An 18797-nucleotide genomic window follows, 5' to 3' on the forward strand; every position below is an offset into this window, starting at 1 on the left:
CTATAATAATGTGAATAGGAATGAAGCGCTAAGCTTTTTTATAAGGACAAAATAAACAACAACTAAAAATCAAAACTGTGTATATGTAAGGTTGAAAGGAGATTATTCATGAACGAAGAGCAACGATTAGCAGGTCAACAAGCAACTTCAACTAATAAAAAAGCAGAAAAAGATTATAGTAAATATTTTGAAAGTGTATATCAACCGCCTTCTTTAAAAGATGCGAAAAAACGTGGAAAAGAAGAAGTTAAAATTGAACGTGACTTTGGCTTACCAGAGGAATTTCGTAACTTCGGTGCAGGAAGAAAGTTTTATATCCGCACTTATGGATGTCAAATGAATGAGCATGACACAGAAGTAATGGCTGGTATTTTTACAGCTCTTGGATACGAACCAACATTCTCTACTGAAGATGCAGATGTGATTCTATTAAATACATGTGCCATTCGTGAAAATGCTGAAAATAAAGTATTCGGGGAACTTGGTCATTTAAAATCTTTAAAACAAAGAAATCCTGATCTTTTAGTCGGTGTATGTGGTTGTATGTCACAAGAGGAATCTGTCGTAAACAAAATTATGCAAAAACATCAGCATGTAGATATGGTATTTGGTACACATAACATTCACCGTTTACCATACATTTTAAAAGATGCTATGTTCTCGAAAGCGACAGTTGTTGAGGTATGGTCAAAAGAAGGAGATGTCATTGAGAATCTTCCAAAAGTACGCCGCGGGGATATTAAAGCGTGGGTAAACATTATGTACGGATGTGACAAATTCTGCACGTACTGTATTGTACCGTATACTCGTGGTAAAGAGCGAAGCCGCCGTCCTGAAGATATTATTAAAGAAGTACGTCATTTAGCGGCAAATGGTTATAAAGAAATTACGCTACTAGGTCAAAACGTAAACGCATACGGAAAAGACTTTGAAGATATGGAATATAGTTTAGGAAATCTTATGTATGAACTTCGTAAGGTTGACGTAGCACGTATTCGTTTTACAACAAGCCATCCGCGTGACTTTGATGATCGTTTAATTGAAGTACTTGGAAAAGGCGGCAATTTAGTTGAACACATTCACTTACCAGTGCAATCTGGAAGTACGGATATGTTGAAAATTATGGCACGTAAATACTCACGTGAGCATTATTTAGAGCTTGTGCGTAAAATTAAAGAAGCGATTCCAAATGTAGTACTAACGACTGATATTATTGTCGGTTTCCCAAACGAAACGGATGAACAATTTGAAGAAACGATGTCATTATATCGCGAAGTAGGTTTCGATAGCGCATATACATTTATTTATTCACCACGAGAAGGTACACCAGCTGCAAAAATGGTAGATAATGTACCGATGGAAGTGAAAAAGGAACGCTTGCAACGTTTAAATGCGTTAGTAAATGAATTTTCTGCGAAGAAGAATAAAGCGTATGAAGGACAAATTGTTGAAGTGCTTGTTGATGGAGAAAGTAAAAATAATCCTGAAGTACTTGCGGGTTATACACGTGCCAATAAGCTTGTAAACTTCGTAGCTCCAAAATCTGTAATCGGTCAGCTTATAAAAGTGAAAATAACAAAAGCAAAAACTTGGTCTCTAAACGGGGAATTGGTTGAGGAGCCGATCGAGGTGAAATAATAGATGAAAATCTTTACAAAAGATGAAATTGTAGAGCAAGCGAAAGAATTAGCAAAAATGATTTCTGAAACAGAAGAAGTTGATTTCTTTAAACGTGCAGAAGCGCAAATTCATAAAAATGAGAATGTAAAACGTACGATTGATGAAATTAAAGCTTTGCAAAAACAAGCAGTGAATCTACAACATTATGGGAAGTGGGAAGCACTAAAAAAAGTAGAATCAGAAATTGATGCGTTGCAAGATAAACTGGATGAAATTCCAGTGGTACAGCAGTTTAAATCTTCTCAAACGTATGTAAATGATTTATTGCAGCTTGTCGCAAGTACAATTTCAAATACGGTCACAGATGAAATTTTAATTTCAACTGGCGGCGACGTGTTAAAAGGGGAAACAGGTGCTGAAGTAGCAAATAAAAAAGGCACATGTGGCTGTTAAAAGAGATGTCGAATTCGACATCTCTTTTTGTTTTATTTTAATAGGAAATAATGTATTATCTTCTTCTAGAAAGTAGAAGTTTCATGTTACATAATGAACAGGACAGAGCATTTTCAAAAAAGAATAACACATTCCGCATTTGCCCCGCATATAATGAATTGAACATTCATTGAGGAGGGGTTCGTATGTCTGACTTTAGAGAAATTATTACGAAAGCAGTTGTGGGAAAAGGGCGTAAATATATGAAAACAACTCACACTGTTGCACCGAATCATCCGCCAACAAGTATTTTAGGATGCTGGGTTATTAACCATGCATATGAAGCAAAGAAAAATGGAAAGTATGTAGAAATCGAAGGATTCTACGATATTAACACATGGTATTCGTATGATGAAAATACGAAAACAGAAGTCGTGACAGAACGTGTGCATTACACAGATGATGTGAATATTGGTTATCGTGATAAGAACTTTTCTGGAGAAGATTTAGAAATCCTTGCACGTGTCATACAACACCCAAATTGTTTAGAAGCTATTATTTCACCAAATGGAAATAAAATGGCTGTCACTGTAGAACGGGAATTTGTAACCGAAGTTGTAGGTGAAACAAAAATTTGTGTGAGTGTGAATCCAGAGGGCTGTCAAGAAGATGATCAGCAATTTGAAGCTGAAGCTGAAGTGGATGATGTTGAGTTTGAAGAACTTGATCCGAACTTTATTGTAGAAACGGAAGAAGAATAAATTGAAGCTAGGGAGAATCTCTTCCTAGCTTTTTGTATATGTTTCAGATGATGGAACAAAATCATTTGTGTATAATTGTGTTATAATATATTTTTAAAGTGAAAAAGAAAGACGTATGGAGGATCAAAATGGCACAGTACACGCCGATGATGCAGCAATATTTAAAGATCAAGGCAGATTATCAAGATGCCTTTTTATTTTTTAGATTAGGCGATTTTTATGAAATGTTCTTCGAGGATGCTGTAAAAGCAGCACATGAACTTGAAATTACATTGACGAGCCGCGATGGGGGCGGGAGTGAACGGATTCCGATGTGCGGTGTACCGTATCACGCTGCGAAAAACTACATTGAACAACTGATTGAAAAAGGATATAAAGTAGCAATTTGTGAACAAGTTGAAGATCCAAAAACAGCAAAAGGTGTTGTGCGCCGTGAAGTTGTTCAGTTAATTACACCAGGAACGATGATGGAAGGTCGTACAATAGATGAAAAGGAAAATAATTTTCTTGCAGCATTAGCACATTTTGAAGATGGTTCCTATGCATTAGCATGTAATGACTTAACAACAGGTCAAAATACAGTAACATTGTTAACTGGAACACTTGAAGATGTATTATTAGAAGTATATGCAACGGGTGCGAAAGAAATTGTTGTATCTTCTACGTTCTCCAAGGAAGAATTGGACAAAATGCTAGCAACATTAAAAATGACAGTTTCATATGAAGAAGAAACGAAAATTCCAGAGAGTCTTATGCACCTCGTTCAAAATGTAACGCAAACAAAATTAGTTGCAGCAGTTGGACGGTTATTTAACTATGTTTTACGAACACAAAAACGTTCACTAGATCACCTGCAACCAGTTGAAATTTATTATACAAATCAATTTATGAAGATTGATGTTCACTCTAAACGTAATTTGGAGTTAACAGAAACTATTCGAACAAAAGAAAAAACAGGTTCTCTGTTATGGTTGTTAGATAAAACGAAAACAGCGATGGGGGGACGTATGTTAAAACAGTGGATGGAACGTCCGCTCATTCAAAAAGAAAAAATTGAAGAACGTTTAGAGATGGTCGAAACGTTTGTGAATGATTATTTCTTACGTGAAGATTTAAAAGAAAAATTAAAAGAAGTATACGATCTAGAACGTTTAGCAGGAAAGGTTGCGTATGGAAATGTCAATGCACGTGATTTACTGCAATTGAAGAGATCTTTACTACAAGTGCCGGCTATTTTAGAGGCAGTTAGTCTTTTAGATAATTCTTATGCTGCAAACTTAATTCAAGGTGCTGATCCATGTGAAAGTTTAACAGCGTTATTAGAGAGAAGTATTCAAGAAAATCCGCCGCTTTCTATAAAAGATGGTGACATTATAAAAGATGGTTATAGCGAGAAATTAGACCAATATCGCTATGTAAGTAAAAATGGAAAAACGTGGATTGCAGAGCTTGAAAAACGTGAGCGTGATATAACAGGAATTAAATCATTAAAGATCGGCTACAACCGCATTTTTGGCTACTATATTGAAGTAACAAGGGCAAATCTTGCTGCACTTCCAGAAGGACGTTATGAACGGAAACAAACACTTGCGAATGCAGAGCGTTTTATTACAGATGAATTAAAAGAAAAAGAAACATTGATTTTAGAAGCAGAAGAAAAAATTGTTCAGTTAGAATATGATTTATTTACAACTCTTCGCGAAGAAGTGAAAGTGTTTATCCCGAAATTGCAGCAATTAGCGAAAATTATTAGTGAGCTAGATGTACTTCAAAGCTTTGCAACTGTAAGTGAAGAAGAGCAATTTGTAAAACCAATATTAACAAATAAACGAGAAATCTTTATTAAAGATGGCCGTCATCCAGTTGTTGAAAAAGTATTAAACGGCAAGTTGTATGTTCCAAATGACTGTATCATGCCTGAAAATATGGATGTCTTTTTAATTACTGGTCCAAATATGTCCGGTAAAAGTACGTATATGCGTCAATTAGCACTGATTACGGTTATGTCGCAAATCGGTTGCTTTGTGCCAGCAGCAGAAGCTGTACTCCCTGTGTTTGACCAAATTTTTACGAGAATTGGGGCAGCTGATGATTTAATTTCAGGCCAAAGTACGTTTATGGTCGAAATGTTAGAAGCAAAAAATGCGATTGCGAATGCGTCGGAAAGAAGCTTAATTTTATTTGATGAAATTGGCCGTGGTACATCTACGTATGACGGTATGGCATTAGCGCAAGCAATCATTGAGCATATTCATGATCAAATTGGTGCGAAAACATTATTTTCAACTCATTATCATGAATTAACAGTATTAGAAGAAAGTTTAGAACAACTGAAAAATGTGCATGTTTCAGCAATTGAAGAAAACGGTAAAGTTGTCTTCTTGCATAAAATTCAAGAAGGAGCAGCAGACAAGAGCTACGGTATTCACGTTGCTCAGCTTGCAGAGCTGCCAGATAGCTTAATCGCTCGTGCTAAAGAAGTATTAGCGCAACTTGAAGGTCAAGAGGAGATTACGATTCCGAAACGAACGGAAGTCAAAATTTCAGAAGAAATAGCACAAGAACCTGTAGTCGTGAAAGAAGAACTAGAGGCATTGCCGCAAGAAGTGGAAGAAGAATCACAGCTATCCTTCTTTGCGGCGGAACAACCAGTGAAAAAGGAAGACAAGCTTGTATTTGATTCAAAAGAAACAGCTGTATTAATGCAAATCAAAAAAATAGATTTACTGGATATGACCCCGCTAGAAGCATTAAATGAACTGTACCGTTTACAGAAAAAATTGAAGAAAGGATGAGTAAGTAGATGGGAAAAATTCGCAAACTCGATGATCAGCTTTCTAATTTAATTGCAGCTGGAGAAGTAGTAGAACGACCTGCTTCAGTTGTAAAAGAACTTGTCGAAAATTCCATCGATGCGAATAGTACATCTATTGAAATCCACTTAGAAGAAGCTGGATTATCGAAGATTCGCATCATCGATAATGGAGATGGCATTGCTGAAGAAGATTGTATCGTCGCTTTTGAGAGACATGCGACAAGTAAAATTAAAGATGAAAATGATTTGTTTCGTATTCGAACGCTTGGTTTTCGCGGTGAGGCATTGCCAAGTATTGCATCTGTTAGTGAATTAGAATTAATAACAAGCACAGGAGATGCACCAGGAACACACCTTGTTATTAAAGGTGGCGAAATTTTGAAACAGGAAAAAACAGCGAGCCGTAAAGGGACAGATATTACGGTTCAAAACCTGTTTTTTAATACACCAGCACGCTTAAAATATATGAAAACGATTCATACAGAGCTTGGGAATATTACCGATATAGTATATCGTATTGCACTGTCACATCCAGAAGTCTCTTTGCGTTTGTTTCATAATGAGAAGAAGCTGCTTCATACATCAGGAAATGGCGACGTAAGACAGGTCCTTGCTGCAATTTACAGCATTCAAGTTGCAAAAAAACTAATTCCAATTGAAGCAGAATCGCTAGACTTTACCATTCGTGGTTATGTGACGTTACCAGAAGTAACGCGTGCATCTCGTAACTATATGTCAACGATTGTAAATGGTCGTTACGTTCGGAATTTTGTTTTAATGAAGGCAGTGCAACAAGGATATCACACATTGTTACCTATTGGACGCTATCCAATTGGTTTCTTATCAATTGAAATGGATCCGATGTTAGTTGATGTGAACGTTCATCCAGCAAAACTAGAGGTTCGCTTTAGTAAAGAACAGGAATTATTGCAGCTTATTGAAAAAGCATTACAAGATGCATTTAAAAAAATTCAACTCATTCCTGATGCCGGCGTTACAACAAAGAAAAAAGAAAAAGATGAAAGTGTTCAAGAGCAGTTTCAGTTTGAGCATGCAAAACCGAAAGAACCATCGATGCCAAATATCGTTTTGCCAAGTGGAATGGATGAGCCAGAGGAAAAACCGAAGTCACAGCCACTGCTTTGGAATCCACCAAAACAAGAATGGCAGCCGCCACAATCTCTTGTAAAAGAAGAAAATAATTGGCAACCATCCAAGCCAATTGTAGAGGAACCACTTCCACAAGAGAATAAGTGGGAAGAGAATGAGGAAGATTTTGAGTTAGAAGAACAGGAAGAAATACAAGAAATCGAAATGAACGGAAACGATTTACCGCCGCTGTATCCAATTGGACAAATGCACGGCACGTACATTTTTGCTCAAAACGATAAAGGGTTATATATGATTGATCAGCATGCAGCTCAGGAGCGTATCAATTATGAATATTTCCGTGATAAAGTAGGACAAGTTGCACCAGAGGTACAAGAATTGCTCGTTCCATATAGAATTGATTTATCACTCAATGAATTTTTACGAGTAGAAGAACAATTAGAAGAACTGAAAAAAGTAGGATTATTCCTAGAACAATTCGGCCATCAATCATTCATTGTACGTTCACATCCAACATGGTTTCCAAAAGGCCAAGAAATGGAGATCATTGATGAAATGATGCAGCAAGTATTGAAATTGAAAAAAGTCGATATCAAAAAACTGCGTGAAGAAGCAGCTATTATGATGAGCTGCAAAGCATCTATTAAAGCAAATCAATATTTAACGAACGATCAAATCTTCGCCTTACTAGAAGAACTGCGAACAACAACAAATCCTTATACATGTCCGCACGGTAGACCTATACTTGTGCACCATTCGACGTATGAATTGGAGAAGATGTTTAAGCGAGTGATGTAGGATTTTTGTGTTGAGGGAAAAATTAATTAGACTAGGGAAAAATCAAAAGAAAATAATAAGTTTTTTGTTATTATTTTGATAAAATATTGAGTTGAGAAAAAGAAGCGATAGGAACAAATCGCTTCTTTTTTAATTAATCTTTTAGGTTCTGGTGCAAATATGATTTTTTAATGGTCGAAGCTATTGATCGATTAGGACGTGATTATAATGAAATTATTCGTACAATAGAATAAAAAATGCAATATTTTAATACAGTATTTTATCAATTCAGGTGAAAATGAATATTTTTATGAAAAAATCAAAAAAGGTTGACAACCAATATGGAGTGTTATAATATTATCTCGAATTCGAGATAATTAAAAAGGAATTGATGTTATGGATAGGATTAATAATGAAGATTTATCTCTCAAGTTATTTGTTACTTTTTCACGTGCAGGGCAATCAGTCACAAAACGTATTGAAGAAGATATAAAGAGCTATGGACTTAATCCTACTGAATTTGCAGTTCTTGAGTTACTATTTAGTAAAGGGGATCAACCTATACAAAAAATTGGTGACAAAATATTACTTGCAAGTAGCAGTATTACGTACGTTGTTGATAAGTTGGAAAAAAAACAACTTTTAGTACGAAGACCTTGCCCTAAAGATCGCCGTGTTACGTATGCTGCCATTACGTTAGAAGGAATTAAACTAATGGAAGGGATATTCCCTAAGCACAAAGAGGCGATTCAACAAATATTTGGCGGTTTGAGTCCTGAAGAAAAAAGGATAATGATTGAACAGCTAAAAAAACTAGGATACTATGCTCAAAAGCTATAATTTTTTGTAATTTATCTCGAATTCGAGATAAATTACGTTTAAGCAAGCTATAAAAGGGATATATTGTTATTCTTTTTATAACTCGTCTGAATGGTTAATATAATTAAGAGGTAACTGGTATTTTTTACCACTAATTATCTCGAATTAAAGATAAATCGATTCAAGATAAATCTCTACAATATGAATTTAACTATGCCTTGTAGCCAAGATTAAATGTAACGAATAAAAAGGAATAAGGAAATAACTCATGTTTAATCATTAAAAGAGTTTTTAAATATCTAAATAAAAAAGGAGTATACAAAATGAATAAGAAAACAATGGGGATTCACCATATTACAGCAATCGTAGGTCACCCACAAGAAAATGTAGATTTTTATGCTGGAGTTTTAGGGTTACGCTTAGTAAAACAAACGGTAAACTTTGATGATCCAGGGACATATCATCTTTACTTTGGTGATGAAGGAGGAAAACCAGGGACTATTATTACATTTTTCCCGTGGGCAGGTGCTCGTCAGGGAATCATTGGAGATGGTCAAGTAGGGGTAACTACTTACGTTGTTCCGAAAGGTGCAATGGAGTTTTGGGAAAAGAGATTGGAAAAGTCCAATATTCCGTATACAAAAATGGAGCGCTTTGGAGAACAGTATTTAGAATTTGACGATCCTCACGGCTTGCATTTAGAGATTGTTGAAAGAGAAGAAGGAGAAGTAAATAATTGGACTTTTGGAGACGTAAAACCAGAAGTTGCGATTAAGGGATTTGGTGGAGCAATTCTGCTATCTGCTCAACCTAGCAAAACTGCAGAGTTATTAGAACACGTAATGGGATTAGAACGAATTGGAGAAGAAGGAGATTTTGTTCGCTTCCGTTCCTCAGCTGAGATTGGAAATATCATTGATCTAAAACTAACTTCTATTGGACGTGGACAAATGGGGGTAGGTACAGTTCACCATATCGCATGGAGAGCTAGTGATGATCAAGATCAATTGGATTGGAGAGAACACGTTTCACGCTATGGATATGGTGTGACACCTGTAAGAGATAGAAATTATTTTAATGCAATTTACTTTAGAGAGCATGGCGAAATCTTATTTGAAATTGCAACGGATCCCCCAGGATTCGCACATGATGAATCACAAGAAACAATGGGTGAGAAACTCATGTTACCTGAACAATATGAGCCGAATAGAAAACAGATTGAACAAGTATTATTGCCGTTTGAAGTAAGAGAATTAGACTAATTTCACGAAGGGAATGATTTCTTTGCTATCGATCGATCCATCCAAAAATACGGAAAGAGAAAATTATAAATTTCTTATAGGAAGTATTATTCCAAGACCGATTGCCTTTGTTACGACAATTTCAAAGGAACATATTTTGAATGGTGCACCTTTTAGTTACTTTAATATCATTTCCTCTAATCCACCAATGATTTCATTAGCGATTCAACGGTCAGAGGGGAGACAAAAAGATACAGCAAAAAATATTCTCGATAGTAAGGAATTTGTTGTTCATATTGTGGATGAACAAAATGTAGAAAGAGTGAATAAAACAGCTGCTAATCTGCCTCCTACTCAAAGTGAAATTGAACTTGCAAGTTTTACTCCAATTGCAAGTGAAAAGATTTCTGTACCAGGAATACAAGAGGCTAAAGTTCGAAAGGAGTGTGTATTAGAGCATTCTTTAGAATTAGGCGATTCTGATTCTCCTGGATGTGATTTGATTATAGGAAAAGTGGTTCAATTTCATGTTGAAAATGAAATTTATGAAAAGGGAAGAATCGATCCAAAGGGATTGGGAGCGGTGAGTCGATTAGCAGGCCATAATTATGCGAAAATAGGTGAGATTTTTTCCATTGAAAGATCTCAGTAATTTGAATATAGCTTAATAATGAAATGGAGAGAGAATAATGTCCAATAAAATAGCAGGTATTCATCATATTTCTGCAATGGTAAATGATGCACAGCGGACAATTGATTTTTATGCAGGCATTCTAGGGCTAAGACTTGTAAAAAAGACAATCAATTTTGATCGACCAGAAGTGTATCATTTGTACTTTGGGAATGAATCTGGTGAACCGGGAACTGTTATCACATTCTTCCCATGGCCCAAACAGTTAAAAGGACGAATTGGAACAGGACAGGTTGGAGTAACCGGTTATATGATACCAAATGGGTCTATGTCATTTTGGGAGACTCGTTTGCGGAAATTCAATATTGAATATGTTTCATCTGTTCGTTTTGGAGAAACATATTTGCAATTTCAAGATCCGGACGGCCTTCAAATTGAGCTTGTGGAGCGAGATGGTGGTCCGCAAAATACATGGAGTTTTGGGGGAGTTGGAATAGAAAACGCGATTATGGGATTTAGTGGCGCTACTTTATATTCTGCACAACCGCATAAAACAGCTCAATTGCTGGAGCACGTATTTGGATTAGAATGCATCGGACAAGAGAATGAATTCTTACGATTTCAGTCAAAAGCAGAGATTGGAAATACAATTGATATTAAATTAAGTGCTTCAGTCCGAGGGCTAATGGGAGCGGGAACGGTTCATCATATTGCATGGCGTGCAAAAAATGAAGAAGAACATCAAGAGTGGTGGTCTATTCTTAAAGAAAAAGGATATTATCCGACTGAAATTCTTGATCGTAATTATTTTAAGGCTCTTTATTTTCATGAAGCAGGCGGTATTTTATTCGAAATAGCAACAGATCCACCGGGTTTTACAGTGGATGAATCGACAGAGAATTTGGGTGAAAGGCTTATGTTACCATCTTGGCTAGACCCAAAACGAGAAGAATTAGAAGAACTCTTACCTCCTATTGAGGTGCGGGTTTTGGAAGGGGATAAATAATGAAACATTTTTTTCATAAAGGGAAGGATTTAACAAAACCAACATTATTATTACTTCATGGTACTGGTGGGAATGAGTTAGATTTATTACCACTTGCGGGCAGAATTGATGAAGAAGCTTCTGTATTAAGTATTCGTGGAAATGTATTGGAAAATGGAATGCCTCGTTTCTTCCGAAGATTAGCAGAGGGCGTTTTTGATGAAGAGGATCTTGTTTTTCGTACTAAAGAATTAAACGAATTTCTTGATGAAGCAGCAAAAACATATGACTTTGATAGAGAAAATATAGTAGCAATTGGTTATTCTAATGGCGCAAATATAGCAGCAAGTTTATTATTCCATTATCAAAATGCACTGAAAGGTGCCATTCTTCATCATCCTATGGTACCAAGAAGAGGAATAGAGCTTCCTGATTTATCATGTAAATCTGTATTTATTGCAGCTGGGACAAATGATCCAATCTGTTCACCTATGGAATCGGCAGAATTACAAACGTTATTAGAAAAGGCGAATTCAAATGTATCATTACATTGGGAAAATAGAGGACATCATTTGACTGCGAGTGAAGTAGAAGCAGCAGCTCAGTGGTATCGTACTTTTCTAAATGCGTGATAAAAAGATTTTATGGTATGGATTATAATTTGAAAAAAGTGAAAAAATAGGTAGGTGTAATAAAATGGGTATTTTATCCAAATTGTTTGGGGATTCATCAATAAAGGAGAAGAAAACAATGGAAAATGTAAAATTAGCAGTGATTTATTACAGCATGGGTGGAACAAACTATCAACTAGCAAAGTGGGCTGAGGAAGGTGCAAAAGAAGTTGGTGCAGAAGTAAAAGTATTAAAAGTACCAGAATTAGCTCCACAATCTGTAATAGAAGGAAATCCGGTTTGGAAATCTCATATTGAAGCAACAAAGGATGTACCAGAGGTAACATTAAATGATTTAGAATGGGCAGATGCGATTATTTTCAGTGTACCAACTCGTTTTGGGAATATGCCTGCACAAATGAAACAATTTTTAGATACAACAGGTGGATTATGGTTTAATGGGAAGCTTGTAAATAAAGTTGTGAGTGCGATGACTTCTGCACAAAACGCTCATGGTGGCCAAGAAGCAACAATTTTATCATTATATACTTCTATGTATCATTGGGGAGCAATTGTGGCTGCACCTGGATATACGGATCCAGTAACATTTGGTGCAGGTGGAAACCCATATGGTACTAGTGTTACTGTTGGTCAAGATGGAAAAATGATTGAAGATGTACAAGCAGCCGTGAAACATCAAGCAAAACGTACAGTAACTGTTGCCGATATGGTTAAAAAAGCAAATCAATAAGAAAAAGCACCAATCAAGAATTAAGATTGGTGCTTTTTTAGTTTAATTCTCTATAATGTAACAACTTTATTGTCACTCTACATTTAAAGGTATTTAGTATAATTTCTATTATGATTTTAAATAATTTAATAGCATTTTAAATTAATAATAATATATATACATGAGGGAATTAAAAGATAAAAAATAGGTAAAATTTTGAAGGTGGAAATTATCTAGACTGCGTTTAAAAATGAATTAAATCAATAATTTCCAGTCTAAATAAATTTTCTCTGAACACAGTGTTATCCAAAGGGAAAAAGTTCGCTACTGGGTAATGAAAATGGTATGTACTGTTGAAGGTTATTATAAAGAATGAAAAGTACCACTGAATGAGTTTTTACGTTAATATATTAAAAAAATAATACTGTAAGAGAAGAATTTTTTAATAGCGAAAAAGCATGACAATTTTATGTCATGCTTTTTGTTAGTTATCCGTAATTTGTTAATAATAAAGTATTCGTAAATGTACCCGTGTTTACATGATAATTGGGATGCTTATTTTTACACTGTTCTAACATTTTTTCTGTTGAATAACTCGATAAAAAGAAACGATCAGAGTTTTTTTATACTCTAAGCGTTTTTTTCTTTATCGATAACAGCGTTAGTTAGCCTGTTGTCCTTATATAAAAAAGTTCTTTACTAGCAAACCGCTTAATCATTACATTCTCGAATGAGTAAAGATCTTTTTTATCTTTTGCTGTATAGCAACCTTCATCATCAAATTTATGTGTCGTTTTTAAATAAAGTCACGGTGTTTATAAAAAAGATGCGATGTTTTGCCCCTTTGAATCTGTTTATCTAAAAGGGGGGATTTATAGTGAAAGGTGAAAAGAAGATCGGAACTGAAAGGCGGATTAAGGAACTGTTGAGTAGCAAAAAGTTACTCCACTAAAGGGCCAGATTGTTGAGGAGCAAATTTAGTATCAAGGGTGGCGAACCATACCATAAATAAATGAAGTTTTTTATTTTTATCTAGGCTAATAGTGAGTTTGTAGTAAAGTTAAATATATATCATACCTATGATGGCAATATCCTTCCGGTTTAGGGATATTGTCTTTTTTACTATTTGAGGGGGAGTGTAGCATTTTTTTCTTTTTTTAAAAGTAAAATGGAATAGACAATAACTTTCAGGTCATAATATTTTTTTGAAATTAAGGAGGTAAAATGAAAAAAACTGCCAAGCTATTACTTTTTTCTTAATAATTTCCTTGATATGCTCAGTTCTTCTTGTATTCGTTTCCTCATTAATATTTTCCCCACAATATGTTTTTAGGACGATAGTAAATGGAAATTCGGATGTAATGGATTACAAAGTATTTCCTGGACGGATGATTCAAAAAAGCTCTCAGCCCTATTATTACACATACAACCTGGATGAATCCTTAAAAACCATGCCAATAGACTATATGTATAGAGGAAAAGGCAGAACAAAGCCATTGGATACCTTACTAAAGGAAACAAACACCACGTCTTTTATCATTGTCCACGATGACAAGGTAGTGATAGAAGAATATTACAACGGATATGACAAGGACACTGTTAATACATCTTTTCAATGGCTAAGTCAATTGATTCGTTGTTAATTGGAATGGCTATCGAAGATGGTTATATTAAAAGTGAAAAACAATCCACTGCTGATTATATAAGCGAGTACAAAGGAACTAATATGGAGAGAATTACAATTGAAGATTTACTTCTGATGCGTCCTTGATCATAAATGGATCCAGTTGCTAATACTGTACAATTATTGGTGTAGTCATAGTATGTGGCTAGAAAATTACTAGGAGGTCTAGATTGAGAATTTTTTGGACTGTTTATGGCTTGGTTCCCAGGAATATCCTCATGATCAAGCAATTCCAATGAGAGCAACAGATGCCTGGTTCCCCGTAAAAATGATTGGATAGAAGGATGATTGCCACAGATAGTTCTTAATTAATTTATAGTTTCTTGGTCTGGACCAAATGGAACTACTTCCACTATAAGTTCTGGTCTTAACTCCATTGAATCACTCTCCAATTATACTTTTTGAGTATTTCATTACCACTCCTTCTAGCATCTTATGTTTTTGTGATGGCAGAAGAAACCGTCTTGTTTACCTATTTTTAAAAGAAAGCGAAAGTACGCGGTCCTCTGTTTCAGGACTTGAAAAAGGAATTTGAGAGTTTTCCGTGATATCGGGATGTTTTATCAGGGAGTGAAAGGAAGTGCTCAAGTAAAAACTTTATAATTTTTTTAGCTATTCCTTGCTTTTGAAAACTGGTTTTATTTCCCTGCCCAAACACTTTTTTTAATTACAAAAAGTGTCCTGCCATTTTCAAGTACTACAATATAATTGGATAAATTTCTTTTTATGAAGTGAAAGTGTGTTCGGGGGCGATATCTTTGAATTTCATACCTACTATGTTATTACTGGGGTTTATTGGGAGCGGAGGATGTTCAACTGTCAATTTTAAAAAGTGCAATGGTTCTCACCTTAATTATGGCAGGTACCATTTTGCTAATTCGATGATTAATGATAAAGGCTGCTTACAGCTTTTTTATGAGCTTAGCGGCCTTTTGTCATTTTTGGGATAAGTCTTATACATACTATAATTTTAATAATACCTGGAGGAGATTATGAAAAAGGGCAAACTTAGTTTACAAGCCATTATTATTATATTTGTTTGTATTGTCGTCGTATTATCACTTGGAATAACTGATTTAATAATAAGCAAAAGAATTACTTCCAGTGTGGAAGAAACAGAGAAAGAAAAGGCCCTCAATGTTGCAAAGATGGTAGCCCTTAGTCCGCAAGTGATTGAAGCCCTTGAAGGGAAAGCGAACAAGAAAAATGTCCAAGTTTTTAGTAATCAAATTAGAGAAAAGATCAATGTCAACTTCGTTGTTGTTATGAACATGAAAGGAATTCGTCAATCCCATCCGGACCCCGAATTGGTTGGAAAGCCCTTCATGGGAGGAGATGAAGGGCCAGTTCTTAAAGGAAAGGAGTATGTGTCCATTTCAAAGGGGACTCTCGGTCGATCCATGCGGGCATTTACTCCAATAAAAAATTCACAGGGAAAACAAGTGGGTGCGGTTGCTGTAGGAATTACTTTAGAGAACGTTACAAAGGCGGTACAGAAAGGACGACTGGCGGTCGTTATAGGGACGTTAATCGGAATCCTAATAGGTGTAATCGGTGCAGTGTGCCTAGCAAGATACATCAAAAAAATCCTTTTAGGACTCGAACCGATCGCTATTGCTAAGCTGCTTGAAGAACGTAGTTCCATGCTTCAGTCTGTGCGTGAGGGAATCATAGCCATCGACCAAGAAGGGAATATCACACTTGTAAACAGGGCAGCCAGTAAGCTTTTTAAAAAAGCCGGACTTGGAGAGAATCCTATAGGGAAGAACATTGAAGATTATTTGCCAGAGACCCGGTTAAGTCGCATTATCAAATCGGGTGAGACAGAGCTCGACCAAGAACAGAACGTGCATGGGGTTACCATTCTAGTAAACAGGGTACCAGTGATTGTGCAAAATCAGCCGGTGGGAGCAATCGCAACATTCCGTGCTAAAACCGAGGTTCAAGTTTTGGCTGAACAGCTTACAGGTGTACGCAATTATGCGGAAGCTCTTCGTGCTCAGACTCATGAATTCATGAATAAACTTCATGTCATTCTTGGCCTGGTTCGTACTGAACAATACGATACACTTGCTAACTATGTGAGTGAAGTCGTTAACCACCGTGAAACGGAAGTGGGCTTTGTAACGAAAAAAGTCCAAGATCCGGTTCTTGCCGGGTTTCTGATTGGCAAGCTAAGCTTTGCAAGAGAATCAGGGGCCTTACTTTCATTTGATAGTGCAAATACACTTCCCAAGCCTGCCAACTCGGAAATTACACATGATTTAATAACGATAATTGGAAATCTCGTCGATAACGCAATGGAGGCAATTGCAGACAGTCCAAACAAAAAAATCGACCTTATACTGGATTACGCAGAGGATATTTTAACAATAGAGGTTAAAGACACAGGAGTGGGAATGACGAATTCACTCCAAAACAAAATATTGAATAAAGGCTTTTCAACGAAAGGAAATCACCGTGGGTTCGGATTATACCTGTTGGCGCAGGCAATTGAAAGACTGGAGGGGGACCTGATTATTTCGTCCAAGCCTGGAAAGGGAACGAATTTTGCTGTATATATACCTTATAAAGAAGAGGATGTATGGAAATGATTAATGTAATGATTGTTGAAGATGACCCAATGGTAGCGAAAATCAATAAGCAGTACCTTTCTAAAATTGACGGGTTCCGTTTAGTTGCAATAGTCAATTCAGTTGCTGAAGCCATCCAACTTTTAGAAAAGAATGATATTCAGCTCATTCTTCTGGATATTTTTATGCCGGGAAAACAGGGCCTGGAGCTGTTATCGTACCTTCGGAAAAATGATCTTGAAAGTGATGTCATCATTATTTCAGCGGCCTCAGATCTTGAACGAATTAAGAGGGCATTAAGGTATGGTGTTGTCGACTATTTAATTAAGCCTTTCGAGTTTGATCGGTTTAACGCTGCACTTGCTGCCTACCTTGAGCAAACTCGGTTAATTGATAAACAGGATTCGGTAAGTCAGCAGGAGCTCGATCACTTACTTTTGCACAGAGAAGAAGCCGTAATTGCAGAGGAACTCCCAAAGGGATTAACCAAGGATACCTTAAAGCAGATATGGGGTGCGGTTCAAGAGTTGAAGCGGGGGCCTTTTTCCACTGATGAAGTAGCTAATGTTGTAGGCATTTCAAAGGTTTCAGCAAGAAAGTACCTTAACTTCCTAAAGGACTTAGGAATACTTGATGTCAAAGTCATCTATGGAACAATCGGACGGCCTGTGTATCAGCATGAATATAACCAATATAAGGAACACCTAATAAAAAACTTTTTGTAAGCAGTTTTTGAAACTGCTTACTTTTTTTATTTACAAAAAGGATTATTAAACTTTCATAAACTATGAAAACGCGTTCCTTCCGAATATGATAGACATGTAACAAAACAAAGGGAGATTAAAACATAGTACAAGATGCAAGAAAATTGGAACCGCTTTCTTCAATTGTTGGAATAATTGGTAAAATAACGGATTCCTTTCGAGATTATAAAAACTACTTTAGGAGGGTTAAAAATGCAAATTCCAATTAAGAAAACGCTTGATAAAATTCCAGGTGGTATGATGGTTGTTCCACTTTTTTTAGGAGTATTAACGAATACCTTTTTCCCGCAACTTTTAAAAATTGGAAGTTTTACAACGGCATTATTTAGTAAAGAAGCATCATCTACCATTTTGGCATGTTTCATGTTTTTAATTGGTTCACAAATTAATTTTAAATTAGCACCAAAGGCAATAAAAAAAGGTGCAATATTATTAACAGGAAAATTTATAGTGGGTGCTGGTATAGGTTTAACTGTAGCAGCGATTTTTGGGCCTGCCGGAGTACTAGGATTATCACCATTAGCCATCCTTGCAGCGTTATTAAATGCTAATGGTGGATTATATGCATCTCTTGCTTCATCGTATGGTGACGAAACTGATGTAGGCGCATATGCTTTATTTTCTTTAAAAGATGGTCCATTTTTTACATTAGTTGCATTAGGTGCATCCGGACTTGCCACAATTCCTTTTCAAACACTTGTAGGAGTATTAATTCCAATCGTAATAGGAATGATTTTAGGAAATATTGATCCTGATATGAGAAAGTTCCTTGGAAGCAGTAAATTATTATTAATCCCATTCTTCTCATTCCCATTAGGTGCAGGAATGAATCTTTCAACTATTATAAAAGCGGGAGGTCCTGGCATATTACTAGGATTAATAGCCGCATTCACTGGGATTGGAGCTTACTTACTTTTGAAGTTATTTAAAGAAAATCCTATCGTTGGTTTAGCAACAGGGTCAACAGCAGGGAACGCTGTAGCTACACCAGCTGTTGTTGCAGCAGCAGATCCATCCTTAGCTCACATAGCACCAGGAGCTACTGCACAAGTTGCAGCTGCATGTGTAATATCTGCAATAGTCTGTCCGATTATTGTTAATTATGCATTTAAAATGTCCGAAAAGAAAAAAGCTAAAAAACCAATTGCAGGGGCAGCATGACAATAAAGTAAAAATCTACTGTTATCCTAGCCATCATGCTGCTGAAGCTTTTAAGCCAATTTGAAAAAGAAACAAAGACAAAG

15 protein-coding genes are annotated in these 18797 nt (G+C 36.0%); all 15 read left to right on the forward strand.

Annotated elements, in window-relative coordinates:
- Positions 1-108: 108 nt before the first annotated feature.
- Positions 109-1638: a tRNA (N6-isopentenyl adenosine(37)-C2)-methylthiotransferase MiaB gene (gene miaB / locus ACFQZ1_RS20445; protein ID WP_377884001.1), complete on the forward strand. Its 1530-nt coding sequence runs from the start codon at positions 109-111 to the stop codon at positions 1636-1638.
- Between the two features lie 3 nt (positions 1639-1641).
- Positions 1642-2073 (forward strand): YlbF/YmcA family competence regulator, encoded by a 432-nt coding sequence (locus ACFQZ1_RS20450; RefSeq protein WP_377884002.1) that lies wholly within the window; start codon positions 1642-1644, stop codon positions 2071-2073.
- Positions 2074-2258: 185 nt separating this feature from the next.
- Positions 2259-2813, forward strand: coding sequence for an outer spore coat protein CotE (gene cotE / locus ACFQZ1_RS20455; protein ID WP_377884003.1), 555 nt, complete (start codon positions 2259-2261; stop codon positions 2811-2813).
- Positions 2814-2941: 128 nt separating this feature from the next.
- Positions 2942-5608, forward strand: a complete 2667-nt coding sequence (gene mutS / locus ACFQZ1_RS20460) for a DNA mismatch repair protein MutS (RefSeq protein WP_377884004.1) — start codon at positions 2942-2944, stop codon at positions 5606-5608.
- A gap of 8 nt (positions 5609-5616) precedes the next feature.
- Positions 5617-7536 (forward strand): DNA mismatch repair endonuclease MutL, encoded by a 1920-nt coding sequence (mutL, locus tag ACFQZ1_RS20465; protein ID WP_377884005.1) that lies wholly within the window; start codon positions 5617-5619, stop codon positions 7534-7536.
- Between the two features lie 375 nt (positions 7537-7911).
- The gene (locus ACFQZ1_RS20470) at positions 7912-8355 is read left to right on the forward strand and encodes a MarR family winged helix-turn-helix transcriptional regulator (RefSeq protein ID WP_253630182.1); all 444 of its coding nucleotides are present in this window, start codon (positions 7912-7914) and stop codon (positions 8353-8355) included.
- 302 nt (positions 8356-8657) lie between these two features.
- Entirely contained in the window at positions 8658-9596 is a 939-nt protein-coding gene (locus tag ACFQZ1_RS20475) for a ring-cleaving dioxygenase (RefSeq protein WP_377884006.1), read from the forward strand.
- Between the two features lie 22 nt (positions 9597-9618).
- Positions 9619-10227, forward strand: coding sequence for a flavin reductase family protein (locus ACFQZ1_RS20480; RefSeq protein WP_377884007.1), 609 nt, complete (start codon positions 9619-9621; stop codon positions 10225-10227).
- Positions 10228-10264: 37 nt separating this feature from the next.
- Entirely contained in the window at positions 10265-11212 is a 948-nt protein-coding gene (locus ACFQZ1_RS20485) for a ring-cleaving dioxygenase (protein ID WP_377884008.1), read from the forward strand.
- On the forward strand, positions 11212-11823 hold the full coding sequence (locus ACFQZ1_RS20490; protein WP_377884009.1) for an alpha/beta hydrolase: 612 nt from the start codon (positions 11212-11214) through the stop codon (positions 11821-11823). Before ACFQZ1_RS20485 ends, ACFQZ1_RS20490 begins: the two co-directional genes overlap by 1 nt.
- Positions 11824-11941: 118 nt before the next feature.
- Positions 11942-12553: an NAD(P)H:quinone oxidoreductase gene (gene wrbA / locus ACFQZ1_RS20495; protein WP_336483068.1), complete on the forward strand. Its 612-nt coding sequence runs from the start codon at positions 11942-11944 to the stop codon at positions 12551-12553.
- 1594 nt (positions 12554-14147) lie between these two features.
- Entirely contained in the window at positions 14148-14303 is a 156-nt protein-coding gene (locus ACFQZ1_RS20500) for a hypothetical protein (RefSeq protein ID WP_377884010.1), read from the forward strand.
- A 905-nt stretch (positions 14304-15208) separates the two neighbouring features.
- Positions 15209-16810: a DcuS/MalK family sensor histidine kinase gene (dcuS, locus tag ACFQZ1_RS20505; RefSeq protein WP_377884011.1), complete on the forward strand. Its 1602-nt coding sequence runs from the start codon at positions 15209-15211 to the stop codon at positions 16808-16810.
- On the forward strand, positions 16807-17514 hold the full coding sequence (locus ACFQZ1_RS20510; RefSeq protein ID WP_377884012.1) for a response regulator: 708 nt from the start codon (positions 16807-16809) through the stop codon (positions 17512-17514). Before dcuS ends, ACFQZ1_RS20510 begins: the two co-directional genes overlap by 4 nt.
- Before the next feature lie 231 nt (positions 17515-17745).
- Positions 17746-18714: a 2-keto-3-deoxygluconate permease gene (locus ACFQZ1_RS20515; RefSeq protein ID WP_377884013.1), complete on the forward strand. Its 969-nt coding sequence runs from the start codon at positions 17746-17748 to the stop codon at positions 18712-18714.
- The last annotated feature ends 83 nt before the right edge of the window (positions 18715-18797 follow it).

The sequence above is a fragment of the Bacillus sp. CGMCC 1.60114 genome, assembly GCF_042676365.1.
Classification (GTDB): Bacteria; Bacillota; Bacilli; order Bacillales; family Bacillaceae_G; genus Bacillus_A; species Bacillus_A rhizoplanae_A.

Excerpts from the sequence above, each read along its gene's own strand:
- miaB (WP_377884001.1), top strand. The coding sequence starts at position 109 with ATGAACGAAGAGCAACGATTAGCAGGTCAACAAGCAACTTCAACTAAT.
- ACFQZ1_RS20450 (WP_377884002.1), top strand. The coding sequence starts at position 1,642 with ATGAAAATCTTTACAAAAGATGAAATTGTAGAGCAAGCGAAAGAATTA.
- cotE (WP_377884003.1), top strand. The coding sequence starts at position 2,259 with ATGTCTGACTTTAGAGAAATTATTACGAAAGCAGTTGTGGGAAAAGGG.
- mutS (WP_377884004.1), top strand. The coding sequence starts at position 2,942 with ATGGCACAGTACACGCCGATGATGCAGCAATATTTAAAGATCAAGGCA.
- mutL (WP_377884005.1), top strand. The coding sequence starts at position 5,617 with ATGGGAAAAATTCGCAAACTCGATGATCAGCTTTCTAATTTAATTGCA.
- ACFQZ1_RS20470 (WP_253630182.1), top strand. The coding sequence starts at position 7,912 with ATGGATAGGATTAATAATGAAGATTTATCTCTCAAGTTATTTGTTACT.
- ACFQZ1_RS20475 (WP_377884006.1), top strand. The coding sequence starts at position 8,658 with ATGAATAAGAAAACAATGGGGATTCACCATATTACAGCAATCGTAGGT.
- ACFQZ1_RS20485 (WP_377884008.1), top strand. The coding sequence starts at position 10,265 with ATGTCCAATAAAATAGCAGGTATTCATCATATTTCTGCAATGGTAAAT.
- ACFQZ1_RS20490 (WP_377884009.1), top strand. The coding sequence starts at position 11,212 with ATGAAACATTTTTTTCATAAAGGGAAGGATTTAACAAAACCAACATTA.
- wrbA (WP_336483068.1), top strand. The coding sequence starts at position 11,942 with ATGGAAAATGTAAAATTAGCAGTGATTTATTACAGCATGGGTGGAACA.
- ACFQZ1_RS20500 (WP_377884010.1), top strand. The coding sequence starts at position 14,148 with ATGGCTAAGTCAATTGATTCGTTGTTAATTGGAATGGCTATCGAAGAT.
- dcuS (WP_377884011.1), top strand. The coding sequence starts at position 15,209 with ATGAAAAAGGGCAAACTTAGTTTACAAGCCATTATTATTATATTTGTT.
- ACFQZ1_RS20510 (WP_377884012.1), top strand. The coding sequence starts at position 16,807 with ATGATTAATGTAATGATTGTTGAAGATGACCCAATGGTAGCGAAAATC.
- ACFQZ1_RS20515 (WP_377884013.1), top strand. The coding sequence starts at position 17,746 with ATGCAAATTCCAATTAAGAAAACGCTTGATAAAATTCCAGGTGGTATG.